This window comes from Antrihabitans stalactiti, assembly GCF_012932915.1.
Taxonomy (GTDB): domain Bacteria; phylum Actinomycetota; class Actinomycetes; order Mycobacteriales; family Mycobacteriaceae; genus Antrihabitans; species Antrihabitans stalactiti.
The window spans coordinates 1-25,034 of sequence record NZ_VCQU01000010.1 but is presented as its reverse complement, the minus strand read 5'-3'; the positions used below and the strand labels follow the sequence as shown (position 1 = coordinate 25,034).

The 25,034-nt window shown below is 64.1% G+C and carries 24 protein-coding genes; 14 read left to right on the top strand and 10 right to left on the bottom strand.

Translation table 11 applies throughout. The features are described 5' to 3' along the window. Nucleotides 1–94 precede the first annotated feature (94 nt). The 6 genes from FGL95_RS24635 (at nucleotide 95) to FGL95_RS24610 (ending at nucleotide 9,991) form a co-directional block, all read left to right on the top strand. On the top strand, nucleotides 95–2,827 hold the full coding sequence (locus tag FGL95_RS24635; protein WP_169592154.1) for an ATP-binding protein: 2,733 nt from the start codon (nucleotides 95–97) through the stop codon (nucleotides 2,825–2,827). Then, a complete protein-coding gene (locus FGL95_RS24630; protein ID WP_169592150.1) occupies nucleotides 2,824–3,906 on the top strand; it encodes an FAD-dependent monooxygenase in 1,083 nt (360 codons plus the stop codon). Before FGL95_RS24635 ends, FGL95_RS24630 begins: the two co-directional genes overlap by 4 nt. A 19-nt stretch (nucleotides 3,907–3,925) precedes the next feature. Then, entirely contained in the window at nucleotides 3,926–5,338 is a 1,413-nt protein-coding gene (locus FGL95_RS24625) for an FAD-binding protein (protein ID WP_169592147.1), read from the top strand. 151 nt (nucleotides 5,339–5,489) lie between these two features. Beyond that, nucleotides 5,490–6,455: an antibiotic biosynthesis monooxygenase gene (locus FGL95_RS24620; protein WP_169592144.1), complete on the top strand. Its 966-nt coding sequence runs from the start codon at nucleotides 5,490–5,492 to the stop codon at nucleotides 6,453–6,455. Between the two features lie 27 nt (nucleotides 6,456–6,482). Continuing rightward, nucleotides 6,483–7,274: an FAD binding domain-containing protein gene (locus FGL95_RS24615; RefSeq protein WP_169592141.1), complete on the top strand. Its 792-nt coding sequence runs from the start codon at nucleotides 6,483–6,485 to the stop codon at nucleotides 7,272–7,274. Beyond that, a complete protein-coding gene (locus FGL95_RS24610; protein ID WP_169592138.1) occupies nucleotides 7,271–9,991 on the top strand; it encodes a molybdopterin-dependent oxidoreductase in 2,721 nt (906 codons plus the stop codon). The genes FGL95_RS24615 and FGL95_RS24610 overlap by 4 nt, the downstream gene beginning before the upstream one ends. On the opposite strand, the gene FGL95_RS24605 is transcribed toward FGL95_RS24610, so the two are convergent. Genes FGL95_RS24605 through FGL95_RS24590 form a run of 4 tightly spaced genes read right to left on the bottom strand, consistent with a single transcriptional unit; the run spans nucleotide 9,960 to nucleotide 12,524 of the window. Then, nucleotides 9,960–10,514 carry an NTP transferase domain-containing protein gene (locus FGL95_RS24605; RefSeq protein WP_169592135.1) on the bottom strand — a complete coding sequence of 185 codons (555 nt, stop codon included), beginning with the start codon at nucleotides 10,512–10,514 and terminating at the stop codon, nucleotides 9,960–9,962. The two genes, FGL95_RS24610 and FGL95_RS24605, sit on opposite strands and share 32 nt — an antisense overlap. Continuing rightward, nucleotides 10,511–11,623, bottom strand: a complete 1,113-nt coding sequence (locus FGL95_RS24600; protein ID WP_169592132.1) for an XdhC family protein — start codon at nucleotides 11,621–11,623, stop codon at nucleotides 10,511–10,513. Before FGL95_RS24600 ends, FGL95_RS24605 begins: the two co-directional genes overlap by 4 nt. Before the next feature lie 20 nt (nucleotides 11,624–11,643). Next, nucleotides 11,644–12,066, bottom strand: a complete 423-nt coding sequence (locus FGL95_RS24595; protein ID WP_169592129.1) for an organic hydroperoxide resistance protein — start codon at nucleotides 12,064–12,066, stop codon at nucleotides 11,644–11,646. Then, the gene (locus tag FGL95_RS24590) at nucleotides 12,063–12,524 is read right to left on the bottom strand and encodes a MarR family winged helix-turn-helix transcriptional regulator (RefSeq protein WP_169592127.1); all 462 of its coding nucleotides are present in this window, start codon (nucleotides 12,522–12,524) and stop codon (nucleotides 12,063–12,065) included. Before FGL95_RS24590 ends, FGL95_RS24595 begins: the two co-directional genes overlap by 4 nt. A gap of 257 nt (nucleotides 12,525–12,781) precedes the next feature. Between FGL95_RS24590 and FGL95_RS24585 the strand changes: the two genes are divergently transcribed. After that, on the top strand, nucleotides 12,782–13,336 hold the full coding sequence (locus FGL95_RS24585; protein ID WP_169592125.1) for a heparin-binding hemagglutinin: 555 nt from the start codon (nucleotides 12,782–12,784) through the stop codon (nucleotides 13,334–13,336). Nucleotides 13,337–13,384: 48 nt separating this feature from the next. Here the strand turns inward: FGL95_RS24585 and FGL95_RS24580 are convergent, their stop codons facing one another. Both FGL95_RS24580 and FGL95_RS24575 read right to left on the bottom strand, forming a co-directional pair. Further along, nucleotides 13,385–13,756 (bottom strand): nuclear transport factor 2 family protein, encoded by a 372-nt coding sequence (locus tag FGL95_RS24580; protein WP_169592122.1) that lies wholly within the window; start codon nucleotides 13,754–13,756, stop codon nucleotides 13,385–13,387. A gap of 42 nt (nucleotides 13,757–13,798) precedes the next feature. Further along, nucleotides 13,799–14,356, bottom strand: coding sequence for a hypothetical protein (locus FGL95_RS24575; RefSeq protein WP_169592119.1), 558 nt, complete (start codon nucleotides 14,354–14,356; stop codon nucleotides 13,799–13,801). Nucleotides 14,357–14,401: 45 nt separating this feature from the next. On the opposite strand from FGL95_RS24575, the gene FGL95_RS24570 reads away from it, so the two are divergent. Next, a complete protein-coding gene (locus tag FGL95_RS24570) occupies nucleotides 14,402–14,983 on the top strand; it encodes a methyltransferase family protein (protein WP_169592116.1) in 582 nt (193 codons plus the stop codon). Nucleotides 14,984–15,055: 72 nt separating this feature from the next. Here the strand turns inward: FGL95_RS24570 and FGL95_RS24565 are convergent, their stop codons facing one another. Continuing rightward, entirely contained in the window at nucleotides 15,056–16,354 is a 1,299-nt protein-coding gene (locus FGL95_RS24565; RefSeq protein WP_169592114.1) for an HNH endonuclease signature motif containing protein, read from the bottom strand. Between the two features lie 143 nt (nucleotides 16,355–16,497). Then, nucleotides 16,498–17,451, bottom strand: coding sequence for a pyridoxamine 5'-phosphate oxidase family protein (locus tag FGL95_RS24560; RefSeq protein ID WP_169592110.1), 954 nt, complete (start codon nucleotides 17,449–17,451; stop codon nucleotides 16,498–16,500). A 111-nt stretch (nucleotides 17,452–17,562) separates the two neighbouring features. Here FGL95_RS24560 and FGL95_RS24555 point away from each other — a divergent pair, with 111 nt between their 5' ends. The 3 genes from FGL95_RS24555 (at nucleotide 17,563) to FGL95_RS24545 (ending at nucleotide 20,148) form a co-directional block, all read left to right on the top strand. Beyond that, a complete protein-coding gene (locus tag FGL95_RS24555) occupies nucleotides 17,563–18,267 on the top strand; it encodes an ANTAR domain-containing protein (RefSeq protein ID WP_169592107.1) in 705 nt (234 codons plus the stop codon). A gap of 25 nt (nucleotides 18,268–18,292) precedes the next feature. Further along, complete coding sequence (locus tag FGL95_RS24550; protein WP_169592104.1) at nucleotides 18,293–19,021, top strand: GAF and ANTAR domain-containing protein; 729 nt, start codon at nucleotides 18,293–18,295, stop codon at nucleotides 19,019–19,021. Nucleotides 19,022–19,125: 104 nt separating this feature from the next. After that, nucleotides 19,126–20,148 carry an ROK family protein gene (locus tag FGL95_RS24545; RefSeq protein WP_169592101.1) on the top strand — a complete coding sequence of 341 codons (1,023 nt, stop codon included), beginning with the start codon at nucleotides 19,126–19,128 and terminating at the stop codon, nucleotides 20,146–20,148. On the opposite strand, the gene FGL95_RS24540 is transcribed toward FGL95_RS24545, so the two are convergent. Then, a complete protein-coding gene (locus tag FGL95_RS24540) occupies nucleotides 20,145–20,537 on the bottom strand; it encodes a DUF5313 domain-containing protein (protein WP_169592098.1) in 393 nt (130 codons plus the stop codon). The two genes, FGL95_RS24545 and FGL95_RS24540, sit on opposite strands and share 4 nt — an antisense overlap. A 125-nt stretch (nucleotides 20,538–20,662) precedes the next feature. Here FGL95_RS24540 and FGL95_RS24535 point away from each other — a divergent pair, with 125 nt between their 5' ends. Further along, the gene (locus FGL95_RS24535; RefSeq protein ID WP_240963282.1) at nucleotides 20,663–22,105 is read left to right on the top strand and encodes an adenylate/guanylate cyclase domain-containing protein; all 1,443 of its coding nucleotides are present in this window, start codon (nucleotides 20,663–20,665) and stop codon (nucleotides 22,103–22,105) included. On the opposite strand, the gene FGL95_RS24530 is transcribed toward FGL95_RS24535, so the two are convergent. Then, nucleotides 22,102–22,893 (bottom strand): adenylate/guanylate cyclase domain-containing protein, encoded by a 792-nt coding sequence (locus tag FGL95_RS24530; protein ID WP_169592092.1) that lies wholly within the window; start codon nucleotides 22,891–22,893, stop codon nucleotides 22,102–22,104. The genes FGL95_RS24535 and FGL95_RS24530 overlap by 4 nt on opposite strands. Nucleotides 22,894–22,923: 30 nt before the next feature. On the opposite strand from FGL95_RS24530, the gene FGL95_RS24525 reads away from it, so the two are divergent. After that, nucleotides 22,924–23,895 (top strand): patatin-like phospholipase family protein, encoded by a 972-nt coding sequence (locus tag FGL95_RS24525; protein WP_169592089.1) that lies wholly within the window; start codon nucleotides 22,924–22,926, stop codon nucleotides 23,893–23,895. A gap of 18 nt (nucleotides 23,896–23,913) precedes the next feature. Then, on the top strand, nucleotides 23,914–24,924 hold the full coding sequence (locus tag FGL95_RS24520) for a Dyp-type peroxidase (RefSeq protein WP_169592087.1): 1,011 nt from the start codon (nucleotides 23,914–23,916) through the stop codon (nucleotides 24,922–24,924). Nucleotides 24,925–25,034 lie beyond the last annotated feature (110 nt).

Sequence of the window (25,034 nt, the reverse complement as noted above, 5' to 3'; positions counted from 1 at the left end):
TCGTCCCGTGCGTGAGTTTGGCCCCCAGAGGGGCCAAACTCACGCACAGTTGGGGTGTAAATCCATGTCGGAGTCATCGTGGATACTGCTCGTTATGCAGGCACCGTTTGTGGGCCGTCATGCGGAGTCCGCACGCCTACACGCGGCGCTCGCCTCGGCCGCAAATGGATCAGGCCGATTGGTTCTCATCAGCGGTCCCGCCGGAATCGGCAAATCCGAGTTGACGTCGCAACTGGTCGAGTCCGCGTCCACCGTGCGGACCGGTCAGGGCTACGCCGTCGACGACCCAGGCATGCCGCCCCTATGGCCGTGGCACAAGGTCGCGCGCGACCTGCCCGAAATCCGGGAGGCGCTGACGGCTGGGACGCGGTTCGAACTATTCGACGCGGTCGCCGCCGAACTCGAATCACTGTGCGCCACAACCGGCGTGCTCATCGTCCTGGAAGACCTGCACTGGGCAGACAGCACCTCGCTGGCGTTGTTGCGACACATCGCTCGCGAACTACGCCGGTTGCCGATCCTCGTCATCGCCACCTACCGCTCCCCTGCCGGGCCGGCCCTCGCCGAACATCTGCCGGATTTGCTGAGAAGCCCACACGCGCAGTCGATTTCGTTGTCCGGTTTGACCGCTGTCGAGGTGCGCGAGTTGCTGGCAAACTCGTCGACGGTGCCAGTCGACACGGCGGCCGAACTGCAGGTCCGAACCGGCGGAAACCCGCTGTACCTTCGATTGCTGATCGAATCAGGAGCAGATCCGGCAGCAAACCCCGAACTTCGTAGCCTCGTCACCGCCCAGATCGACAGGCTCGACGCGGACACACGCGACGCTCTCCGCGCCGCCAGCGTCCTCGGCGAGCGATTCGATCCAACGATGTTGCCGCACATGCTGAATGCGGAAGTATCGCTCGACCGCGCGACCTTCGAAGGAATCGTTCGTCGGATCGATGTGCGGTCGATGGCTTTCTCGCACGCGCTCATCCGCGACGCCGTGTATGCGGAGCTTGCTCCGTCGATCAGTACCGTGCTACATCGTCGCGCCGCGGAGGCACTGGCCGAAGCCGCCGCGGTCGACACGACGCTGGCCGGGATCGTCGCAGGTCACTGGCAGCGAGCCGCCGGACCCGACGCCGCACGACACGCGGCCCGATGGGCGCTGGTCGCGGCACAGGTTGCGATGACGGCGGCTGCGTACGACGAGGCAGCGGCAGTGCTGGAATCGGCGCTCGAGACCTCCCCCGCCGAGGTCGATCCTGCGATGGTCGCTCAACTGACCGTCGAGCTCGCGCGTGCGGAGTTTGCCGCAGGCCGAATCGCCGACAGTCTCGAGCACTGCATTCGCGCTGCCGATATCGCGGACCGCGCGGCACTGCCGGAACTCGCTGCTGCGGCTGCGCTCGTCGTGCACGGCGTCGATTCACCCCACATCGTCGGGACAGTCGATCGACTTCGGTCGCGTGCGCTCGGGATGCTGCCTGCCGACGCTCATGCGTTGCGCGCGCGGCTGCTCGCACATCGTGCGCGATCCGCGGCAGACGCGGGCAACTGCATCTCGGCGCGCGAGATCTCCGCCAAAGCACTGGAACTTGCTGAGAAGAGCCAGGATTCGGATGCCATCCTCGATGGCATCCATGCTCGCCATTTCACGCTGTCTGCACCGCAGTTCGTCGACGAACGTCGTATTCTCGCCGACCGCGCCGTCACGGTCGGAGCGCGCGCCGAGCAGCCGCTGGCGCAACTCTGGGGCCACATCTGGAATGTCGACGCCGGTTTCCAACTCGGCGACATCGCGTTGGTGGACAACTCCTTAGCGGAGATCGAACACGTCGCGCAGTCGAGGAAACTTGCCGTCGCCTGGTGGCATCTGCACCGGCTACGCGCGGCGCGGGCGGCGCTGGTCGGCGAGCTCGCCATCGCCGACGAGCACGCCGCGAAAGCGCAGGCCGTCGCCGAGAAGATCGGCGATCAGTCGATGATCTCGCTCCTCCAGGCTTACATCTCGCAAAAGCGCGCCCTCGACGGGAGTATCGCGCCCGCAGAACTGGAGTCGTACCTAGCGCCACTGCGGAAGGCGCCCCCGATTCCGATCGCACGAATTGCCGTGCCGATGTTCTACGCACTCGCCGGTGATCTCGACGAGGCTCGCGCCGGGTTCGAGGAGTTTCGGCATCTGCCTGCCGTCCTCGAAATCGGGCCGCGGTGGGCAGGCGTGCTGCATCAAATAGGTGTGGTCGCCGAATTGGTCGGCGACGCCGAAGCGGCCGAATCGGTGTACCAACTGTTCCGCGAGATCGAAAGCCCGTACCTCGGAGACGGCACGGGCGCAGTCTTCCCTGGTGGTTCGACGGCGGGTGTTCTCGGCAAGCTCGCGTTTACCGCCGGCCACCTCGATGCTGCCGTCGAACACTTCCGGCTCGCCGTCGACGTCGACGGTCGCATCGGGTCCCGTCCGTTCGTCGCGCTGAGTCGGGTCGGGCTCGCCCGTGCCTTGCTCGCCCGCGCCGCTCCCGGCGATATCCGCGAGGCGCGGCCGCTGGCGGACCAAGCAGCACGCGAATTTCGGCGACTCGGCCTGTCGGGCAGGCTTCGAGAGGCAGATTCGTTGGCCGCCGAACTCGGTCGGGCCGCGCGGACGCCCAACCCCCTCACCACGCGCGAGCGCGAGGTCGCCGAACTGGTCGCAGACGGTATGGCCAACCGCCAGATTGCTGCCGAATTGGTGCTGTCGGAGCGCACGGTGGAGACCCATGTTCGTAGCATTCTGGCCAAATTAGGACTGACCAATCGCACGCTGATCGCAGCGTGGGCGCTGGAACAGAGGCAGACATGATCTTGATTTCGGGTGCAAGTATCGCCGGACCGACCCTCGCATTCTGGTTGCGCCGCTTCGGCTTTGCCGTCACGGTCGTCGAGAAGTCGCCCGCACTGCGGCCCGGCGGCCAGGCAGTCGATTTGCGCGGCGTGGCCCGAACGCTCGCCGTTCGGATGGGGCTCGACGATCAGATCCGCAACGCAGCGACCAATACCCTCGGCTTCTCGATCGTGGACGCCGATCGCAACGAGCTGTCCTCGATGCGACCGGAAGATCACGGTGGCGACGGGCAGATCGCCGAGATCGAAATTCTGCGCGGGGACCTCTCCCGCGTGCTCTACGACGCGACCAGCGGCGACGTGGAGTACCTCTTCGGCGACCGGATCACCCGGCTATCCGAGCAAGCCGAAGGCGTCGTCGTCGATTTCGCGAGCGGGGCCCAACGCACCTTCGACCTCGTGATCGGCGCCGATGGTCTGCACTCGGCAGTCCGCGCGCAAATCTTCGGCGCCGAGACCGATTTCGTCCACCACCTCGGGACCTACCTCGCGTTCTGGACGGTACCCAACCATCTCGGCCTGCAAGATTGGGCGCTCGCCTACAACGAGGCGGACCGGTCGGCGGGGATTCGTCCGGTCCACGGGAATACCGAAGCGATCGTGTACTTCTCGTTCCAGTCCGACGCTATCGAGTACGACTACCGCGACGTCGAACAACAAAAGCAATTCGTCCGCGAGCACACAGCTGGAATGGGTTGGGAAGTAGCAAGATTGGTTGCCCAGCTCGACGACTCCCCCGACTTCTACTTCGATTCCTGCAGCCAGGTCAAGCTCGATTCGTGGTCACGCGGCAGGATCGGGCTCCTCGGCGACGCGGCATTCTGTCCGTCACCGCTGACTGGTCAGGGCACAGGCCTCGCAATGGTGGGCGCCTACGTCCTCGCCGGCGAACTTGCTGCTGCCGATGGGAATTACGCCGCGGGACTGGCGAACTACGAGGCGCGGATGCGCGATTGGGTGCTGCGGACCCACGAACTGGCAGACGGCGGCGAAAATATCGTCGCGGTAGCCAACGGTTTCGAGCTGCCCGAGTACTGACCGGCTTTATGCTCGGGCGGTGACACTCATCGACGCCGAGTGCGTCGCACGTCTGCAGTCCGCGCTCACGGATCGAGTCCACCTGCCGGACACGGATGGATACCGATCATCGTTGGGAAGAATCTTCTTTCCCGATGCGTCTCGACGACACCCAGCCTGCGTAGTGACGCCATTGTCGGTCGACGACGTCGCCACCACCATGGCCATCGCAGCTGAATCCGGAAGCCCTGTCACCGTCCGCGGCGGCGGGCTCAGCTCGAATTGCGTCGCCGACGACGCGGTACTGCTCGACTTGTCTGCACATCTTAATTTCGCTCGTGCCCAAGGTGATCGGGTCATCATGGGCGGCGGCGCCAGAGTCGGGTCGATGCTCGACGCGCTGGCGCCGAGCGGACGCGTCGTTCCCGTCGGCATCGTCGGTCACGCAGGGATCGGGCTCGCCACCCGCGGCGGCGTCGGGTATCTGACACGCAGCGTCGGTCTCACGCTCGACCACCTGGTCGAGGTCGAACTGGTGCTTCCGTCAGGCGACGTCGTCAAGCTGTCGGACGCAAGCACCGGTGCCGAAGCCGATCTGTGGTGGGCGGTGCGTGGGTCCGCGCCTGCGTTCGGTGTCGTGACGGCCGCGATGCTGCGCACGCACGAATTGGGTCCGATGTGGGTCGATCGCATGGTGCTCAACCTCGACGCACTCGAGACGTACTTCCGCATCGCACCGGAACAGCCGCGCGACACGACGATCGGCGCGGTCCTTGGCTTTTCCGAGCTATCGCCTGGCGAGCCCGTTTTCTTCGTCTTCACCGCGTGCAGGAGCCAGGACGACGCGGCAATCGCGCGGGCACGGTCGGCCGCGTCCGCTATCGCTGCGGGTTCGAAGAGCGCTCCGCTCTACCGATCGGAAATGTCGGGTCGCTATCTCGCCGAGCTTCCCGAATTCGCCATTCCCGGACGCGGCGGTGCAGAGCCTCCGCCGATTCCCCTGCCAGAACCGGGTGAGGAACGGGGATCGTTCTTCGGCAAGTCCGTATTCGTCGGTCCGACGTTGGATTCCGCCGTCGCAGATGCACTCGACGCGCAGATCCGATCGGCGCCCACGCCTGCCTGTCGCATCGATTTCCAGCACACCGGCGGTGCCATCGCGGATGTCGCTGACGGCGACACCGCATTTTGGGGGCGGTCGAGCGAGTGGAACATACCGTTGAACGCGATCTGGTCCGAAGGCGACGACGGCGACGCGTGTATCGGTTGGGCGCGTGACACATTGGCCGCGCTCGCGAGCCACACGGTCGGCACCTACAGTGTCGAGGTGCGGCCAGGATTTCCGGAAACCGAGGCCGAAATCGCGGCGGCGTACGGCGGCAACCTCGAGCGCTTGCGGTTGTTGCGCTCGCAAACCGACCCGGAAAATGTGCTCGGCAACTATCCACTCTGATAGGGCAGATAACCGACCTCAAGTTTTTTCCGCGCGACGGTCATCGGCAGGTGATTGAAGGGTAAATTCTGCGTCATGACGCCGGACGACCTAATCGCCGAGGACGGCGAAATCAATTTGCACGCCGAATTCGTCACAATCCGTCGCTGACATGTCCGCGACAGAAACCGTGGGGCCCAAGCCTTCCTCCGCGACCGTGGTCATCACAGAGCACTTGCGACCGGGCCGGGAGGCCGAGTTTCGAAAATGGCAGCACGGCGTCGACGAAGCCGCGGCATCGTTTACCGGATTCCTCGACACGGAAGTCATTCCTCCGCTGGATGCTCAGACCGAATGGTCTGTAGTTTATCGGTTCGACGGCACAGCCAACCTGAAACGGTGGCTGGACAGCGATACCCGCCGGACCCTGCTCGAAAGCGGCGCCGATCTGTTCGAAAAGCCGCAATCGCAGGCCGTCCTCCCAGACAAGAACGACGAAGTAGTGACCGTCGTCGTTTCGCATAAAGTCGCTGCGGACCGCGAAGATGATTTCCTCGCCTGGCAACAACGGATCAGCCAGATGGAAAAGGCATTTCCTGGTTTCCGCACATCGGAATTGCATCGACCAATCCCTGGCGTCCAAAACGAGTGGACGATCGTCAACAGCTTCGCTTCGATCGAGGATTTGAATCGTTGGCTCGATTCGCCGGAGCGGGCCGCGATCCTCGCCGAAGGCGCGGATTTCAGCGATTTCGACCTACAACGCGTCGCCACCCCCTATGGGTCGTGGTTCCCGTCGAGCTCCGGAGCGCAAGCCGGTCCCCCGGACTGGAAAACGTCGCTCGCAGTCCTCTGCGGTCTCTATCCGCTCGTAGTGCTCCTCACCCTTGGTCTCACCGAACTCTGGCCCGGAGCGCAGCTGTGGATCAGCTTGCTTGTCGGCAACATCCTGTCGGTGAGCCTGCTGACGTGGGTCGTCATGCCGATCGTCACGCGAGCGCTCGCGTTCTGGCTCGAACCACAGGAGCGCGCAGGCCGCCGAAACGATCTGATCGGGCTCGCCGCGACCGTGATTTTCATCGTGTTCGCCGCGACACTGTTCTATCTGGTGACGCGGGTCGTGTGGCATCTGCCCTGATGATTGTTCTTTCGAGCAAGGAGCGCAATGGATCTCGGGACTATCACCAGCGTCGTCAGCGCCCGCAGTCGAGCTGATCTGTCGATTCTCGGCGCGGACACCCAAGTGCTCGCCGGGGGCACGTGGCTCTTTTCCGAGCCCCAGGACCACCTGACCACTCTGGTCGATTTGTCGACCTTGGGTTGGCCGCCGTTGACGTCGACCGCGCACGGTCTGGAGGTCGCCGCCACGTGCACCTTGGCCGAGCTCGCACATGCCGACCACCCCGCGGCTGCGCTGTTTCGCCAATGCTGCTCGGCGCTGCTGGCATCGGAAAAGATCTGGAACACAGCAACTGTCGGCGGAAATTTGAGCCTTTCGCTACCCGCAGGCGCGATGGTTTCATTGATGGCTGCGCTCGACGCCACGTTGACGGTCTGGGCGGCAAACGGTGACGACTACGAGATCGGCGTCACCGAGTTCGTCACCGGCGTCAACGCCAACGTCATGCAACCTGGAGATGTGTTGCGCAGCATCATGATTCCCACGGATTCACTGGACAGCCGCACCGCGTTCCGCAAAGTTGCCCTTGCACCCCTCGGCCGTTCGGGGTCGGTGGTCATCGGCAGACTGGCACCGAACGGTGAGTTCGTCATCACCATCACGGCAGCCACCACAAAGCCTGTGCAGCTTCGATTCGATGCGCTGCCCACGGCAGCCGACGTGGCCGCAAAGGTGGCCGAGATCGACGTGTGGTTCGACGACCCGCATGGCAAACCCGACTGGCGCAGACACGTGAGTGGCGTTCTTGCACAGGAAGTCCTGGAGGAGCTGCGATGAAGGTCGAGGTCAACGGCGAACAAGTCGACACCGAGCCGCGTGCCGGGCAATGTTTGCGCACACTGCTGCGCGAGCAGGGTCATTTCGAGGTGAAGAAGGGTTGCGACGCCGGCGACTGCGGAGCCTGCTCGGTGTTGGTCGACGGTAAGCCGGTGCACTCGTGCGTGTTTCCCGCCGTTCGCGCGGCGGGCGCGTCGGTGACGACGGTCGCCGGACTCGGCACACCCGAGGATTTACATCCCCTCGCGAAGCAATTCGTCGATGCGGCCGGGTTCCAATGCGGCTTCTGCACAGCGGGAATGATCGTCACGACGTCCACGTTCGACGACGCCGACCTCGACAACCTGCCACAACGCCTCAAGGGAAACATCTGCCGTTGTACGGGATACCGCTCGATCGAGGACGCCCTACGTGGCGTCGTCAACATCGAGGCACCCATCGATGGGAAAGCCTGCGGTCAATCGCTGGCTGCTCCGGCAGGTCGGCGCGTCGTCTCGGGCCGTGAGCCGTACACGCTGGACACAGCAATCGAAGGGCTGCTCCATATCGCCGTGCTGGGCAGTCCCCATGCGCACGCGAAGATCGTCTCGATCGACACGTCGGCAGCCGAGGCGCTCGATGGCGTCGAGTGTGTGTTCACCTACCTCGACAGCCCTGACGTGCTGTTCTCCACCGCACGTCACGAAATGCGGGCCGCCGATCCCGACGACACACGCATCTTCGATCGGACACTGCGGTTCAAAGGCCAGCGTGTTGCAGCGGTGGTCGCGGACAGCCGCAGCAAAGCCGAGGAGGGCTGCCGACGCATCGTCGTCGAATACGAGGCTCTCCCTGCGGTTTTCGATCCCGAGTCCGCCCGGACTCCCGGTGCGCCCTTGCTGCACGGCGATAAGGGCCCGGAGAGCCGGATCGTCGACCCCACGCGAAATGTCGTCGGCGCGGTACACGGCGAGGTCGGCAGCATCGAGGCCGGGCTCGCAGCGGCAGACAAGGTGGTGCGCGGCTCCTGGCAGACGCAGCGAATCGCCCACGCGCATCTCGAGACACATTGCACGATCGGATGGCGCGACGACGACGGCCGGCTCGTCCTGCGCACCAGTTCGCAAGTGCCGTATCTCGTTCGCGACGAGCTGTGCCACATCTTCGGTCTCGAACCTGAAAACGTGCGCGTGTTCACCGCCCGCGTGGGCGGCGGCTTCGGCGGCAAGCAGGAACTGCTGACCGAGGATCTCGTCACGCTCGCCGTGCTCCGGACCGGACGCCCGGTTCAGCTCGAGTACACGCGCACAGACGAATTCACCGTCGTACCCTGCCGGCATCCGATGCGGGTCGAGGTCATTGCAGGTGCAACGGCAGACGGGAAGCTGACGGCGCTGGCGATCGACGTGCTGTCAGACGCGGGGGCGTACGGCAACCACAGTCCGGGCGTGCTGTTTCACGCTGTCGGAGAATCGATCTCGGTCTATCGTTCGCCCAACAAGCGGGTCGACGCTGAGGCTGTATATACCAACAACATTCCCTCCGGCGCGTTCCGCGGCTACGGCCTCGGCCAGGTGATCTTCGCGGTCGATTCCGCGATCGACGACCTGGCCCGCGAACTCGGGATCGATCCGTTCGAGATGCGACGCCTGAATGTGGTGGTTCCCGGCGACCTGTTCGTCGACGCTCACGTCGACACCGGCGATCTGATGTTCGGCAGCTACGGCCTCGATCAGTGTCTCGACTTGGCCGAAGCTGCGCTGCGCAGAGGCAACGGCGTGGCGGCGCCCGAGGGTGACCAATGGCGAACCGGCGAGGGCATGGCCATCTCGATGATCGGCACGCTACCGCCGTTCGGGCACCTGTCGGATACGTCGGTCTCGCTGCGTCCGGACGGTAGCTACGACGTCGAGGTCGGGACCTCGGAGTTCGGCAACGGCACGACTACGGTCCATACCCAACTCGCCGCGACAGCGTTAGGCACGGGTCCGGACCGGATACGAATTCGCCAGTCCGACACCGACGGTGCCAAGTACGACACCGGGGCCTTCGGGTCCGCCGGAACGACTGTCGCAGGCAAGTCGCTGAACCTGTCCGCCAACGCGCTACGGGAACAGATCCTCGAAGTGGCCGCGAAGATTTCGGGGGCGTCCGAGCCCGGAGTCCTCGGCCGCGACGGTGTTCAGTGCGGTGATCAGTTGGTCACCTTCGAGGAATTGCTCGACGCCGCAGGTGGTTCACTGATCGCGCGCGATCATCAGTCGGGCACGCCCCGATCGGTGGCGTTCAACGTCCACGCCACACGCGTCGCCGTGAACGTCGACACCGGCCAGGTGCGAATTCTGCAATCGGTTCAGGCGGTCGACGCCGGGACCGTGATGAATCCACAACAACTCACCGGCCAGGTGGAAGGTGGTGTGGCGCAAGGTATCGGCAGTTCACTGTACGAGGAGATCCAGCTCGACGGCGCCGGCTCGGTGATCACGAAAACGCTTCGGCACTACCATCTCCCGCAATTCGCCGACGTTCCTCACACCGAGGTCTACTTCGCCGACACCTTCGACAGCCTCGGTCCGCTCGGTGCGAAGTCGATGAGTGAATCGCCGTACAACCCGGTAGCGCCGTCCATCGCGAACGCGATCCGAGATGCGGTCGGCGTTCGGATCTACCAGATGCCGATGTCGGCGGACCGAGTATGGGCGGCGATCAACGCGGCACGTCAAGGTCACGACCAGTAGCGAGGTCACCGCATTCGACGGTCGTGACCTCGTTCCCGGCGAGATAGTCGCGCGCACCTTTGTCGCCGTCCGCCGCGACGCGGACCGCCGCCCAATGCGCCCGACCGATCAGCACCGGGTGGCCCGGCTCGCCGCCGAACGTCGCCCTGGCGAGAACGTTTCCGTCGATCGGCGTTGCGGTCAGAACGCGGTGCACGACAGCGCTTCCCACATCCGGCAGGTCGACGAGCAGTATCAACGCGGCGTCGGTGTCCGACGGGTCGAGTGCAGCCAGCCCCGCACGTAGCGACTCCCCCATCCCCGCTTCCCACCCCGGCGCGGTCACGATCGTCGCGTCCACGTCGGCAGCGTCGACATGCGCGGCGCCGACGACGACGGTCACCGAATCGCAGCCACCATCACGTAGCGCCCGGACCGCCGCGTGCACGAACGTTTCACCGGATGCGTGCCGCAGCAAAGCTTTCGGTTGTCCCATCCGGCGTCCTGCGCCCGCAGCGAGGACGAGGCCGGCCACCGCAGTCACTGATGGATCCGGCCCAGCGTCGTGCCGAGTCGCTGTGTGCTGCCACCCCACTGTGCGGCGATGATCTCGGCGGCAATCGAAACCGCAGTCTCGGCGGGCGTGCGAGCACCCAGGTCCAAGCCGATCGGCGAAGCGAGCGCGGCCAATTCGCGATCGTCGAGGCCGAGTTCGCGCAGTTGGGCAATTCTGTCGTCGTGGGTCCGGCGCGACCCCATCGCGCCTACGTAGCCGAGTTGTGCGCGCAACGCCGTCGCCAGTACCGGTATGTCGAACTTCGGATCGTGCGTCAACACCGTGACGACAGTCCGGTCGTCGACGCGGCCTGCCTCGACCTCGGCTTCCAGATATTTGTGCGGCCATGCGACGACTACCTCGTCGGCCTCTGGAAAGCGTTGCGCCGTAGTAAAAACTGCGCGGGCATCACAGACGGTCACGCGATAGCCCAAGAAGCTGCCTTGCCGCGCCATAGCCCGCGCGAAATCGGTTGCACCGAAGATCAGCATCCGTCGCGGCGGCTCCAACACGTTGACGAAAACGGACATTCCGTCGCCGAGCCGTTCGCCCTCGGGTCCGTAGGTCAATGTCGCGCTGCGACCGCCGGCAAGCAGTCCTCGCGCATCGTCGACGATGGCGGCGTCGGCGCGAGCGGAGCCGATCGATCCGGCAGCATCGTGCGGCCACACGACAAGTCGCGCACCCACTCTCGCGGGATCAGGGTGCGCGATCACCGTCGCCGTCGCGACCGGCCTGTCCTCCGCGACCGACGACACGAAATCGTCGAGCGCGGGGAAATCTGCGGGGGTGATCCGCTCGACGAACACCTCGATGGTGCCGCCGCACGACAAACCCGCAGCGAACGCGTCGTCGTCGGACACCCCGTACCGTTCCAAAACCGGTATGCCGTCGTTGATTACGCGCTGCGCAAGTTCGTAGACCGCGCCTTCGACGCACCCGCCCGAGATGCTGCCGGTGACCGTGCCCGCGGCCGAGACCACCATGGCGGCCCCGACCGCGCGGGGTGCGGACAAGTACGCTCCGACGACGGTGGCCATGCCTACCGTCTCACCCGCCGACCAGCGGTGATGCAGCTCTTCGAGAACGTCGCGCATGTCTACATCAGAGCAGACTTTCAGTCCTCAGCGATGACCAACGTGACAGGAATGTTCCCACGGGTCGCATTGGAGTACGGGCAGACCTGGTGCGCCTTCTCGGCGAGGGCGCGCGCTTCGTCCGCAGACACGTGCGGAAGCGAGATTTCCAGCGTGACCTCGAGACCGAATCCGCCGGATCCGTTGGGGCCGATGCCGACCTGTGCGCCGACTGCCGAATCGTCGATGTTCGCCTTTTCGCGCTTGCCGACCAACCGCAGCGCGCTATGGAAGCACGCCGAGTAGCCGGCGGCAAAGAGCTGCTCGGGGTTGGTGCCTTCACCGCTGCCACCCATTTCTTTTGGTGCCGCGAGGACGACGTCGATCTTTCCGTCGGTGGTGCGTGCGTGGCCATTGCGTCCGTCGCCGGTGGCGAGTGCTTCTGCGGTGTAAAGGATGGTCATCTGTCGTCTCCTTGGTTTTGGAATTCAGTTTTGGAATTCAGTGAATTGGTCAGCTGCACGAGGGTTTCGCGCAGATTTTCGATTTCGCTGACCGGCAAGCCGGAACAGCGAGCGATCCGATGCGGGATGCCACTCGCTTTCGCTTGTAGCGCCCGTCCTTGATCGGTGAGATGTATCGCGACCCTGCGCTCGTCCGCGGAGAGCCGTTTGCGCTCGACCAGGCCGAGTGCACTGAGCCTTTTGAGCAATGGCGACAGCGTCCCGCTGTCGAGCGCCAGCTCGTCGCCCAACTCGCCGACGCCGCGACCGTCCCGTTCCCACAGCACCAACAAGACCAGGTATTGCGGATAGGTAAGGCCGAGTTCGTCGAGCATCGGGCGGTAGACCGACGTCATCGCCCGCGATGCGGCATACAGCGCGAAGCACACCTGCCGGTCGAGTGCGAGGTCGTTGGTCATGAGAGAAATCTAGCACACAATTAGATTGTGCACAATTTAATTGATTGCTGTGGTGCTAGCTACACCGCTTGCACGAGCAAGCAGTCTTGTTTAGGGTTGGGAGTTGGCACACTCAATGTAGAGCGGCTCATACGTGCCACCGATGAATCGTCTTGTCCGCCAACGATGCCACAGCTGGCAAGGCGTATACGAAGGCACACGCTGTAGACCGAGCGGAGTTGCCAGCTTCACCCAAGCCCCTTAAAAGGAGAGCCAGCATGACTGAAACCACCAAGCCGATCGAGGCTGCTCGCAAGCCGCTGTACGCCACCGTCGGCGTCGGCGAAGCTGCCGTCCAGACCCTCTCCGACGTTGCCGTCGAGGCACGCGCCCGCGTCACCACCCTGACCGCCGATGTCCAGGAACAGTTCGAGGCACTCCGTGAGCGGTTCACCGGCCTGCAGTCGTCGCTGCCCGACGATGTTGCCGAACTGCGCACCAAGCTGACCGCCGAAGAGCTGCGCAAGATCGCCGACGAGTACCGCACCATCGCCATCGATCGCTACTCCGAGTTCGCTGAGCGCGGCGAAGGTGCCATCGAGCGCCTGCGCACCCGCCCGGCCATCGAAGAGCGCATCGAGAAGGCCGAGGACCTCTACACGAAGGCCGTCGAGGCCGCCGAAGAGGCACTCGGCACGGTTTCCGAGCGCACCCGCACCATCGGCGAACAGGCAGCGAAGCTTGCCAACCGCGTTGCCGGTCGGGCCGAAGACACCGCCGACGCCGCTGCTGACAAGGTCGACGCAGCCACCGAAGCGCTGCCGACTGTCTAAATAAAGACGAAAGCCGCCCCATGCAGGATCTGCACGGGGCGGCTTTTGCTATCCCTGGCTGCGGCGCGCTGCGTCGAACGGTGTCCGATCGAAGATGAATCGACTGTGGGTGATCTTGCCGTCGACGACGGTGACGCACTCGGCCCCAGGAGCGTGCGGAACCGGGAAGGTCTGGGCCTCGTAGATCCCCACGGCCGTCTTCTCGTCGCCGAACGATGCGAACGGCTTGACGCCGGTGAGAATCCGGGAAAATGGTTCCAGGAAATTGCGATATGCGGCGGCACCGTCGAGCCGGCCCGCAGGCGCGTCGCACACGATGTCGTCGGCGATATATGTCATCGCCGTATCCATGTCTTTACTTGTCCAGGCGTCGAAATGGGCTCGCCAAATCTTCAGGGCTGCGTTCTCGTGTTGTGTCATGCCAATACATACCGAGGCAGGGCCCGAAACTCATCGCCCTGATTACTCGCGCGGTAGCGGGAGCTCGACATGCCACAGGCGCATGCCTGGCTGCAAAATCCACAACCTGGCCGTCATCACACGGATGAGCCGGAGCGTCCCGCTGATCAACACGAAGGCAAGCGGCAGCTCGCCACACACGGCGGCAATCACCGATATCCACACGTCGTCGGCCGCCGCGGTCGTGATGTCGAACCAGGCATCGCAGATCAGCAGCACGCCCGTCGCGAACGCAGTCAGAACGAGCAATTGCCGTCGGAGCAGGCCGAGGACCACCGTGGTGGCCATCATTGCCAGCAGCAACAAGTCGAACCCGACCCAGGTCAGCGTCCAGTTCTGCGCAACGTAGGTGTTCGGCAAGGTGGCGACCAGGTAGACGATCCAGGGAATCAGTGCAACCGTTCCGAAGACCATCATTCCGAGTCGGACACGGCGATTTCGCTTGATTGCACCGGTCGGGATCAGCTCGGCAACCGGGCGGGCCAACCGCTCGATGAGTTCACGCCGTTCCGACGGCGTCATGACCAAGATTTGCTCGTCGGTGAGTTCGATCCCCTGCATACACATCACGGTAGGCCGACCGGCTAGGTCCATACAATGGCGGGAATGGACGATGCTTTTTCGCTCGTAATTCCATTGTTGTGGTTGGCCTGGGTTATTTACTGGCTGGCGTTGGCACGAGGCAACAAAGACAATTCACGCAAAGAACCCATCGCATCCCGGCTCGGTCATATTGTCCCGCTCGCGATCGGCGGCTACCTGTTGTTCTCCGACGCAGTGCCCAATTGGCTTCTCCGTTCACCGATCTTTCCGGGCAATTGGGTGACCGATTCGATTGGGCTCGCCTGCGTCGTAGTCGGTCTGGGTTTCACGGTTTGGGCTCGCGAACACCTCGGCCGGAATTGGAGCGGCACGGTGACCGTGAAAGTCGGTCACGAGCTGGTCCGCAGCGGTCCGTATGGCCTGGTCCGGCACCCGATCTACACCGGCCTGCTCCTCGCGTTCATCGGCAGTGCGGTCGCTCGTGACGAATGGCGAGCAGTCGTCGCACTGGTGATCATCTTCGGTGCGCTCTGGCGGAAGTTCCGGCTGGAGGAGAAATGGATGAGTGAACAATTCGGTGCGGACTACGACAACTACCGCCAGGAAGTGCCTGCCCTTGTCCCCCAATATCGACGGTCCAGCTAGCGCTCCCCTGAATGCACGAAGGCTCTGCATCGGTTGGTGGTCCGATGCAGAGCCTTGGGTTATGTAGTTGTGTTATGCCGCTTGCGGATTCGCGCGGCCATGCGCCGCGATGGGTCTTCGCAACGGATCGATCCTGGCGGGCGGGATGAACCAAGGGTGCCGGTCTCGGCCCATCACGACCTCCCATTCACTGTGGTGGATCAGGCGGTGGTGGAACCGGCACAGCAGCACGAGGTTGTCCAAATCCGTCGCCCCGCCATCGATCCAATGCTGAATATGGTGCGCGTCGCACCACGCCGCCGGTCTCCCGCAGCCCCGGAACGCACACCCACCATCACGCGCGACCAGGGCGCGGCGGAGCTTACGATTCGCCGTCCGCACACTCCGGCCCAGATTCAATGGCGATCCGTTCTCATCCATCACGATCGGATGCACCACACTGTCGCAGGCAATACGCCGCGCCGACTCGATGCTCATCGCACCCATCCACGGCATCCGCCCCACACTCGTTTTGCCGAACAGATCGAAGAAGTAGGCATTGTCCGGCTTGTCCGACACCGCCTCCGTCGCGGGTTCTTGACCTGCTAAATCATTGGCCTGAATATGCAGATGCAGGTGCGGACGCTCCCCACCGTCGTCGGGACTGGCACCGGAGTCGAGGTAGCGACGCAGAATCTCGGTGAACCCGTCCGCCCGCCGCTGCGCCGGAGTCCGGTTGTCTGGACCCGCTTCGTCGGTGGGGCGTGGCGTCGACAGTGGTGACAATGCCGCGAGCAGCATTTCTCCGGTTTCGGCGTCGAAGTCGCCTTTGACTGCCATTCGCCCGTTGAGTGTGGTGGAGGCGTAGAACTCGTTGCGGTCGGTGTCCTCACTGGCCGGGGTGTCGTCGGTATCGAAGGTTTCTCGCAACCGGGCGATATGCACGCGCAGTTCGCGTAGGTCCCCGCCGTGGGCGGCGTCGAGCAGAAACGTCCGCACCGAGTCCACCGCCTCCACCGGCATCCCGGGTGGCGGTTTTTCCAGGAACGCCACGATCAACCGGGCCGCGTCGGCGGTGATCAACTTCGCCTGATATGCCGCGGCGATATCGGGGTGGGCATCCAATGCGACCCCGAGTCTGAGGATCCGGTTCGACTCCCCCGGCGACAGTGACGTCCGGTTCGCCAACCAGGTCGCCGTCGAGGTGGCTCCGAGTCCACCGGGCACACCGTGTTTGTCGAGTTCGGCGACCAACGCGACCCGCAACGCCTCCAACGAGTGGATCGCCCCGGACAGTTCCGGGAGCACGGTCATGAGTTCGGTCGTGGAGTAGCGCCACGGCTCGACTGTGTCGAGCGTGTCGATCACTTCGAGAACCTCCCCCAACCCCATGCCACCTATTTTACGTAGCACGTATGTACGAGTCAAAGGTTATTTGTGCAGCTAGATACGGCTATCAACCCCGCTCCAACTGTGCGTGAATTTGACCCCTAGAGGGGTAAGACTCACGCACGGTTACGAGACGTCCCCGCGACCTAGTCTCGCGTGAGCGCTTCCAGCCGACCGGCTTTGCGAGCTTGGGCAAGCCCACGCCGAGCCATGAAACCGTTGGCCAGCAGCAGGACCGTTTTGTTCGGGGGCGCCTTGAAGCCGGCTTCGGTGTGGGGTGAGTACAGCGCCTCGGTGCCATCGACCTCTAGCCATCCGGTGTTCTGGCGCGATTCCAGTCCGATCAGCTTGGCTCGATACGCGTGCGCGAGCAGCCCCGCCCGCCGACCACCTTGCGGCACCCCAGCCGGGACGCGAAGGCGGATGCCATCGGGGGTCGCGGCGGTGACGTCGACCGGCAACACGGCAGGAAAACCGTCGGCCTGGCGATACCCGAGCAGTCGATACGGCAGTTTGGCCGCGCGTTCGCCATTCTTGACGGCGTCCACGCGTGGGGCCGTCCCCTTCTTCGGTGGCGTTTGCGGAACCGCCTGATCGGCAGACAGCGGGGTGCCGTACACCTTCGGCCGGCCGGTCGCAGCGAGATCGAGCCACTCGACAACGCGAGTGACCGCTACGGTCACCACGACGCGGTCGGCGTAGTACGCGCTCAGCCAGCGGTCCCAGAAGGCGCCGCGCTGCGGCGGTCCCATGAACGGCACGACTCGTTCGCCGATCTCCTCCAGCAACTGTTGGTTCGGCGCTGGGTCGAAGGACGCAACCCCTTGCACGAGTATGTACCGCTGGTTGTGTCGATCGCCGATGCCATGCTCGCGAGTGTGGTACGCCAGTGCCACCTTCGGTTGGGCCTTCATTCGGTCGAGTTTGCGTCCGAAGCCGAGCGATGTCGTGAAGCCGACTGTCCCCCGCTCTCGGTCACGCAGCCCGACCGGCGCCACCGCGGTCACCACCGCACCGCCCGCGGGCGTCACATAAGCGACGCCACACGTAAGGTCGCCGCCCAAAACGTCGTCTACCTCGTCCGACCACACCACAGGCATGTCGCGAGCCTAAGAGTGTCGGGCATACATGTAAACGGGTTCGCCGCAGTCTGTGCAACGATCAGTAGATGGCGGCAGAGCGGACGGTGGGCGAGTGATCACCGCACGGTCATGACCGGCATCGATCCGATCATCAGTGCCTTCCACGAGGCGATGTCCGCCAGCACGAGCACGTGGTGTTCGGCGTGTGTACGCGTCCTCGACATCGACGCTGCTGCGGTCGTGATGATTCCCGCGTCGGGCCACCCCGAGGTGTTCTGTTCGAGCGACGCCACCGCGGCCGACGTCGAGGACATTCAAATCATGCTCGGCCAAGGTCCGGCGTTCGCTGCCCATGATGCGGGTCACCCGATCCTCGTTCCCGATGTGGCCGTGCGCGATTCGCGTTGGCCGATATTTCCGACAGCAATGGCAGAGCGGCCACATGCAGCCCGCGTCGGCGCAATGTTTTCGCTGCCGTTGCAGGTGGGTGCCATCCGCGTCGGTGTGCTCGACCTGTTCCGTAAGGCGCACGGGCCGTTGGAGACACTGCAATACTCCGCTGCGCTTCGTGTCGCCGAAACGGTCACCGTCGCGCTGTTGGGTTCGGCAACACGAGTTGGTGCGGACGGGACCGGCAGCCTCATCCTCAACCGAATGATCAACCAGGCGACAGGCATGTTGATCGCTCAACTCGGAGTCGGTCCCCAGGAGGCATACTTGCGATTGCGAGCTCATGCCTACTCGGTGAATCGTCCAGTTTCAGAAATTGCAGGCGACATCGTCGATCGGCGACTACGTCTGGACGGGCCGCATGACGAGGCGGACCATCGATGATGAAGGGTCGCAAGGGAGATCGCTCATGACTGCACGCGAAGAACAGCTCACCAGCGCCTTCATCCGGTTGGCTGACACGATGGTCGAGGACTACGACCTCGTCGAACTGCTTCAACAACTCGTCGACGGTTGCATCGTCGTGGTCGATTCAGGCTCGGCTGGAGTCCTTCTCGACGACCAGCGCGGCGCACTCCAAGTCCTTGCATCAAGCTCCGAGCAGATCCGGCTCCTGGAGTTGTTCCAGATTCAAGCCGACAGCGGTCCGTGCGTGGAAGCGTTTCGGAGCGGGGTGGCGGTCCTGGTTCCCGATCTAGCGGCCGAAGCCGCGCGCTGGCCCGAGTTCTCGCGCGCCGCCGCCGAACTGGGCGTCGCCTCGGTCCACGCGTTGCCGCTCCGGCTGCGCGCCCACATCATCGGCGCGATCGGCCTCTTCGGCACCGAAATCGGCCCGATCGAGCCGACGGACCTTCGTGCCGCCCAAGCACTTGCCGATATGGCCGCGATCGGCATCCTCCACCAGCGTGCTCTCCAGCAGAGCGAAATCCTCAACGAGCAGCTGCAGCATGCGTTGAACAGCCGTGTGATCATCGAACAAGCCAAAGGAGTTCTCGCCGGTCACGCGCTGGTGACCATGGACACGGCTTTCGGACTGTTGCGTTCGTACGCGCGCACGAACAATCTTCGTCTCGTCGCAGTCGCCCGCGGGGTCGTCGACGGCACAATTACGGCAAGCGCGGTGTTGTCCCAGAAATAGCTGGGCGTCGACCGCGCGGTTTGCGGTTTTCGCTTGCGATCCCTTTTTTGCGACAACAATCCCAAGTGGATTCGGTTGAACGCTGAAAGGGAAGGGCACACGAAGTGACGCAGCCTTGGTACGTGGTCGGGATCGACAACGGCGGCACTAAGAACAACAGCACTGTCATGGATCCGGAAGGCAACTTCCTGACCGACAAGATGATCGAAAGTCCGAGTGTCGTGCTCGAGGGTCCGACCGCGGCGGTCGAGGCGCTGGCGCAGTCGATGAACAACGTCCTGGAGCTCACCGGTATCTCGATCGACTCGATCCGAGCGGTCGGTCTCGACACGCCAGGTCCGGCCAGTGCCGACGGCGTCATCTCATCCAAGGGCTCGACGAACTTCTCGACGCCTGAATGGCGGGGCTTTGACATCCGCACCGCGTTGGAGAAGCGCATCGGGATCCCAGTCGTCTACACCAACGACGCGAATGCTGCCGCGCTCTACGCCCACCACAAACACTTCGGCGATGCCGCGATGCAGAATTCGTCCGTGTCCGCGATCATCGGCACCGGGCTCGGCGGCGGACTCGTCGAGGCCGGGCAAGTCATCACCGGTCAAGCAGGCATGGCCGGTGAACTCGGGCACGTCTTCATTCCGATGGACGGTCTACTCGACGAAGGCCAACCCACCCCGCGCTGTAATTGCGGCTTCGACGCCGACGCGGAAAGCGTCGCGTCGCTGACCGGCATTCAGAACAATCTGTTGCCGTATTGGCTCACCCAGTATCCGGACCACCCGCTCCACCAAGTCGAAGGCGCGAAGGACCGCGCAAAGCAGGTCCGTACGTTGGCCGAACAAGGCGACCCGCTCGGTCGAAAGATCTTCGAACAGCAGGCCATCGCCATCGGCAGGCTGTTCACCCTGGCCGCCAATTTCACCGATCCGAAGGCCTACTTCATCGGTGGTGGCGTGGTCGAGACCGAGCCGGAATTCCGCGAATGGTTCATCCAGACCGTTCGCGACAACACTCACCTGCGCGACGAACAATCGAAGTCCGCTGTCGTCGCAACCGTGCCGGACCTCGACATGGCAGGCGCACGCGGATCGGCGCTTGCAGCGTCCGCTTTCGCTACTTCGCCCTAGTCGCTATTGCGCGGACCGTACCGCTCTTCGTACGCGCGGTGAATATGCGCGTCTCGCTCCCGACCGAGCTTCTCGACGAGGTTGGGATCGAGGCCGTGCTGGGAGAGCCGGTGGCGTCGGTACACCTTGCTCAACGCGACCGCGAAATACACGAACGGGATGAGGATCGGCAGGGTCATGCTCGCCCGCACATCCCAGGTGGTCGGGATGAACAACAGCGGGACGAGCAGGATGATGCACGGGATCGTGGCGCGCACGATCATCCGTCGCCCCGCGCCTTTGCCGGCTAGGTCGTTGGCTACCCAGTCGCGCATCGAAGGCGGCAACGTGCGCCCATAGCTGTATGCGATGTACTGCAAAAGACCGGGACGTGGCGTGTCGCTGCTCATATTGATGACGATCGTAGCTTCTCTGCGACATCCGACGCCCCGACGGTGATAGACAGATCAATATGCCCCCACCACCGGATTGGAAGCGAAGGACTCTCCTTCTTCGCGTCCGGTATTCGGCGGGTTTGATTAGCGCGTACGGGATCGGTGCAGGCCTCGTGTTCTGCGTCATCGTCCTGCTCGGTCGCACCAACGCCTACGAGCAGCCGCGGCTCGTCACGACCGGCAACATCCTCGTGATGATCGCGCTGCTAGGTGTCAGCCTGATCATCGCAGCCATCTGTACGACGCGGTTCGTCCTTCCCGCACTGCGCTGGTACGCGCGCGAAGAACCGCCGACACCCGAGCAGCAACGCGCGGCCCTCGATATCACCTCGCGGCAGACGCTCGTGCATCTGTCGTTGTGGGTGGCGAGCGGGCTCGTGGTCCTCCTCGTCAATCTCGACGAAGGCGGCAGAACCGTCACGATCATCGGGCTGGCTGTCTTGTTCGGCGGTGCTGCGATGGCGTGTCTGGGCTACCTCGTCACCGAAGCCACTCTGCGGCCGATCATCGCGGCGGCGATGATCGCTTCTCCCCCGCAACGACGCGCCCCCGGCGTCATGCAGCGACTCGTCATCACCTGGGCTCTCTGCACCGCCATCCCGGTCACGGCGATCGGCGCGATCGTCGTCGATCGCCACCTCAAATGGGTGATAAGACCGGACACTCCGATCGAGACACCGATTCTCATCCTCGCGTTCGTCGCAATCGCCGCAGGCTTGTACGGGACAGTCCTCGTCTCGTGGTCGGTCTCCGATCCGGTGCGAGAGGTCGGCGTCGCGATGGGCGAGGTCGAGCGTGGCAACACCGAAGTCAGCGTGAGCGTGCACGACTCCTCGGAGATCGGCCGACTCCAGATGGGCTTCAATCGGATGGTCACCACGATTGCCGAACGTGAACGGCTCCGCGATCTCTTCGACCGCCACGTTGGCCACGATGTGGCGAGCCGCGCAATCGAGCAGGACGAGCGCCTCGGCGGCGACGTCGCGAACGTTGCGGTGCTGTTCATCGACTTGGCCGGGTCGACCGCGTTTGCGGCGACGCGGCCACCCACCGAAGTCGCCGAACTACTCAACGACTTTTTCCACATCGTGGTGACCGCCGTGGACCAGCATCGCGGGTACATCAACAAGTTCGGCGGCGATGCCGCGCTCGCGGTGTACGGCGCTCCCGTTCCGATCGATGATCCCGCAGGCGAGGCGCTGGCGACTGCTCGGGAACTGCGGGCGTCATTGCGGTCGCTGAAGTCGGTCGACTTCGGGATCGGGGTCTCCTACGGTCCGGTGTTCGCCGGCGATATCGGCGCCGAGCATCGCTACGAATACACCGTCATCGGTGATCCCGTGAACGAGGCGGCACGCCTGACCGAACTTGCGAAATCACGCGTCGGACGAATCCTCGCCGCCGAGCAGGCTGTGTCGGCCGCCTCGGCCGCCGAGGCCGAACGATGGAAGCGGCGCGGCAAGATCACATTGCGCGGACGCGGCGCCCGAACGGTTCTTTTCGAGCCGAAAGACCGCGCCTAGTTCTGGTCCCATAGGGCCGGATGAACGTGATAGACACCTCGTAGCCCCTTGAGCTCGACGTCTCGTGCCGGCCCGAATCCGATGTCGGGTTCGTCGACGAGCGCCGCGCGCACAGCATCGCTGACCAGCACCTCGCCGCCGTTGGCCTCTGCGGCTACCCGAGCGGTCAGGGCGACGTTGAGACCGAACAGATCGTCACCACGCCGGACCGCTTCCCCGACGTGAATGCCGACGCGCACCCGGATCGCACCGTCGGACAATTGCCGCTGGACCTCGATCCCACACCGCACAGCCTGGACCGGCTCGGCGAACGCGACCATGAACCCGTCGCCCTGGGTCTTGATGACGTGGCCTCGGTGCAGCTCGATTCGATTGCGCACCACCCGGTCGTGGCGTTCGAGCAACTTCACCCACGCCTTGTCACCCAACTGCTCGTTGAGTGCCGTCGACCCCTCGATGTCGGAGAAGAAGATCGTCACGGTGCCGTCCCGCGCTGCAAGTTGGGCCAGGTCCGGCCGCTCGATCTGCGCCCAGCCGGCCAGAACGTCGACGGAGCTGAGCAGCGCGCGGCTGATGCCCTTCTCGCGCACCAGATTCGCGGTGTCCCACACCGCTCGGACCGCGTCTCGACTGGTGCGAAGCCAGCGCCGATCCCGTCCCGAGACCAACTGGCGCTGCAGGCTCTGCACCTGCCGCTTGCTGCGAATCAGCAGGGCTGCGAGCACGACCAGGCCGCACGCCTCGACAAAGGCAACACCTCCGAGCACCGTCTCGACCACGTGCGTCATGGTGCCAGACCGAATGACACAATCGTCGTGATGACGAAAACACGTGTGGCGCTGGCCCTTGGCAGCGGCGGGGCGCGGGGATACGCCCATATCGGGGTTATCGAGGAGCTTGTCGACCGCGGCTACGACATTGTCGGTATCTCGGGCTCGTCCATGGGCGCCCTGATCGGCGGTCTCTACGCCGCGGACGCACTCGACGACTTCTCGCTGTGGGCAAGCGGATTGACCCAGCGCGATGTGCTGCGGTTGCTCGATGTGGCGCTGACCGCGCCGACAGTCGTCCGCGCGGAGCGGATCTTCGACATCGTGCGCAATCTTGTCGGCGAGACGGTCATCGAGGACCTCCGCATCCCGTTCACTGCGGTGGCGACCGATCTCATCGCCGGGCGATCGGTGTGGTTTCAGCGCGGATCGCTCGTCGCAGCGATGCGTGCGTCGATCGCGATCCCGGGCTTCATCTCGCCGCACGAGGTCGATGGGCGACTGCTTGCCGACGGTGGCATTCTCGACCCGTTGCCCGTCGTTCCGGTCGTCGCGGTGCCGGCCGATCTCATCATCGCGGTCGATGTCGGTGGCGAAGACCCGGGCGACTTCCACGGCACCTCCGAACCAGGTCCCGTCGATGAGCTGATCGATAGATTCCGGCGTAGCACCAACCAACTTCTCGAAAGCGATCCGGTGCGGTCGGTACTCAATCGATTCGGCGCCCTGACACCGGATTCCGATGAAGCCGAGGAAGAATCCGCCGAGGAGAACGAGCCGACTCCGCGGATCCTGCCGAAGCTGGGGCAGTTCGAGATCATGAATCGCTCGCTCGACCTGATGCAAGCTGCGCTCAAACGCCACCAATTGGCCGCATACCCACCGGATGTGCTGATCGAGGTGCCCCGGACGTCGGCGCGAGTTCTGGAGTTCCATCGAGCCGAAGAACTCGTCCTGCTTGGCCGCGAACTGACCGCAACCGCGCTTGATCAACTCGTACCGCCGTTGCTGGCGAAATAGTTGGCTAATGTGACCGACGTGGGCGAACCCCAAACCATCACCGATCCGTTGACTCGTGCCGCGATATTTCTGGTGGTCACGATCGACGAGGGCGGCGAGGACGTCGTCCGCGACGTGCTCGCAGACGTCTCCGGCCTAGAGCGCTCGGTCGGCTTCCGCCTGCCAGGCACAGCCTTGACCTGCACGACGAGCATCGGCTCGGCCGCGTGGGACCGGCTGTTCGACGGACCGAAACCGGTTGAATTGCACACACTCCCGGAGTTCGTCGGCGAGCGGCACGCGGCACCGTCCACCCCCGGTGATCTGTTGTTCCATATCAAGGCCGAGTCGATGGACGCCTGTTTCGAGCTCGGGGCCAAGATTGCGGACCGGCTGAGTGGAGCGGTCACGATCGTCGACGAGACCGTCGGCTTCCGCTATTTCGAGCAGCGCGACCTGCTCGGCTTCGTCGACGGGACCGAAAATCCGACCGGACAAGGCGCTGTCGCCGCCGCGTTGGTCGGCGATAAGGACCCGGACTTCGCCGGCGGCAGTTACGTCATCGTCCAGAAGTACTTGCACGACATGGCTTCCTGGAAAGAACTGTCCACCGAAGCTCAGGAGCACGTCATCGGCCGGACGAAGCTCGACGATTTCGAGTTGTCCGACGAAGACAAGCCGCTCGACTCACATGTCGCGATGGCGTCTGTCGTCGAAGCCGACGGCACCGAACGACAGATCGTGCGCGCGAACATGCCGTTCGGGAGCATTCAGGCCGGTGAGTTCGGCACCTACTTCATCGGCTACGCGGCGTCGCCCGAGGTCACCGAGACGATGCTGCGACGGATGTTTCTCGGCGCGGGCGACGCCGCGCACGACCGCATTCTGGACTTCTCGACCGCCGTCACCGGCACCTTGTTCTTCGCGCCGACCATCGACTTCCTCGACGATCTACCGCCACCGCCGATCGTGGCGTCAGCGGAGGCCCCACCCCGGCAGTCCAACGGTTCGCTCGAAATCGGCAGTCTGAAACGAAGGGAGTCTCAATGACCGTGTCAAGCCGCAGCTGTGAGTCGAGCTGGGACTTCCGAGGTGAATTCCCGTCTGTCGCGGAGCAGGGCCCAGAGGACGTCGACGAGCCGGCGGGCGAGGGCGAGGAG

Bases quoted from the DNA above. Each gene is read 5' to 3' on its own strand.
- FGL95_RS24635 (WP_169592154.1), top strand. From the start codon at position 95: ATGCAGGCACCGTTTGTGGGCCGTCATGCGGAGTCCGCACGCCTACAC.
- FGL95_RS24630 (WP_169592150.1), top strand. From the start codon at position 2,824: ATGATCTTGATTTCGGGTGCAAGTATCGCCGGACCGACCCTCGCATTC.
- FGL95_RS24620 (WP_169592144.1), top strand. From the start codon at position 5,490: ATGTCCGCGACAGAAACCGTGGGGCCCAAGCCTTCCTCCGCGACCGTG.
- FGL95_RS24615 (WP_169592141.1), top strand. From the start codon at position 6,483: ATGGATCTCGGGACTATCACCAGCGTCGTCAGCGCCCGCAGTCGAGCT.
- FGL95_RS24610 (WP_169592138.1), top strand. From the start codon at position 7,271: ATGAAGGTCGAGGTCAACGGCGAACAAGTCGACACCGAGCCGCGTGCC.
- FGL95_RS24600 (WP_169592132.1), bottom strand. From the start codon at position 11,623: ATGCGCGACGTTCTCGAAGAGCTGCATCACCGCTGGTCGGCGGGTGAG.
- FGL95_RS24595 (WP_169592129.1), bottom strand. From the start codon at position 12,066: ATGACCATCCTTTACACCGCAGAAGCACTCGCCACCGGCGACGGACGC.
- FGL95_RS24590 (WP_169592127.1), bottom strand. From the start codon at position 12,524: ATGACCAACGACCTCGCACTCGACCGGCAGGTGTGCTTCGCGCTGTAT.
- FGL95_RS24585 (WP_169592125.1), top strand. From the start codon at position 12,782: ATGACTGAAACCACCAAGCCGATCGAGGCTGCTCGCAAGCCGCTGTAC.
- FGL95_RS24580 (WP_169592122.1), bottom strand. From the start codon at position 13,756: ATGACACAACACGAGAACGCAGCCCTGAAGATTTGGCGAGCCCATTTC.
- FGL95_RS24575 (WP_169592119.1), bottom strand. From the start codon at position 14,356: ATGCAGGGGATCGAACTCACCGACGAGCAAATCTTGGTCATGACGCCG.
- FGL95_RS24570 (WP_169592116.1), top strand. From the start codon at position 14,402: ATGGACGATGCTTTTTCGCTCGTAATTCCATTGTTGTGGTTGGCCTGG.
- FGL95_RS24565 (WP_169592114.1), bottom strand. From the start codon at position 16,354: ATGGGGTTGGGGGAGGTTCTCGAAGTGATCGACACGCTCGACACAGTC.
- FGL95_RS24560 (WP_169592110.1), bottom strand. From the start codon at position 17,451: ATGCCTGTGGTGTGGTCGGACGAGGTAGACGACGTTTTGGGCGGCGAC.
- FGL95_RS24555 (WP_169592107.1), top strand. From the start codon at position 17,563: ATGACCGGCATCGATCCGATCATCAGTGCCTTCCACGAGGCGATGTCC.
- FGL95_RS24550 (WP_169592104.1), top strand. From the start codon at position 18,293: ATGACTGCACGCGAAGAACAGCTCACCAGCGCCTTCATCCGGTTGGCT.
- FGL95_RS24540 (WP_169592098.1), bottom strand. From the start codon at position 20,537: ATGAGCAGCGACACGCCACGTCCCGGTCTTTTGCAGTACATCGCATAC.
- FGL95_RS24530 (WP_169592092.1), bottom strand. From the start codon at position 22,893: ATGACGCACGTGGTCGAGACGGTGCTCGGAGGTGTTGCCTTTGTCGAG.
- FGL95_RS24525 (WP_169592089.1), top strand. From the start codon at position 22,924: ATGACGAAAACACGTGTGGCGCTGGCCCTTGGCAGCGGCGGGGCGCGG.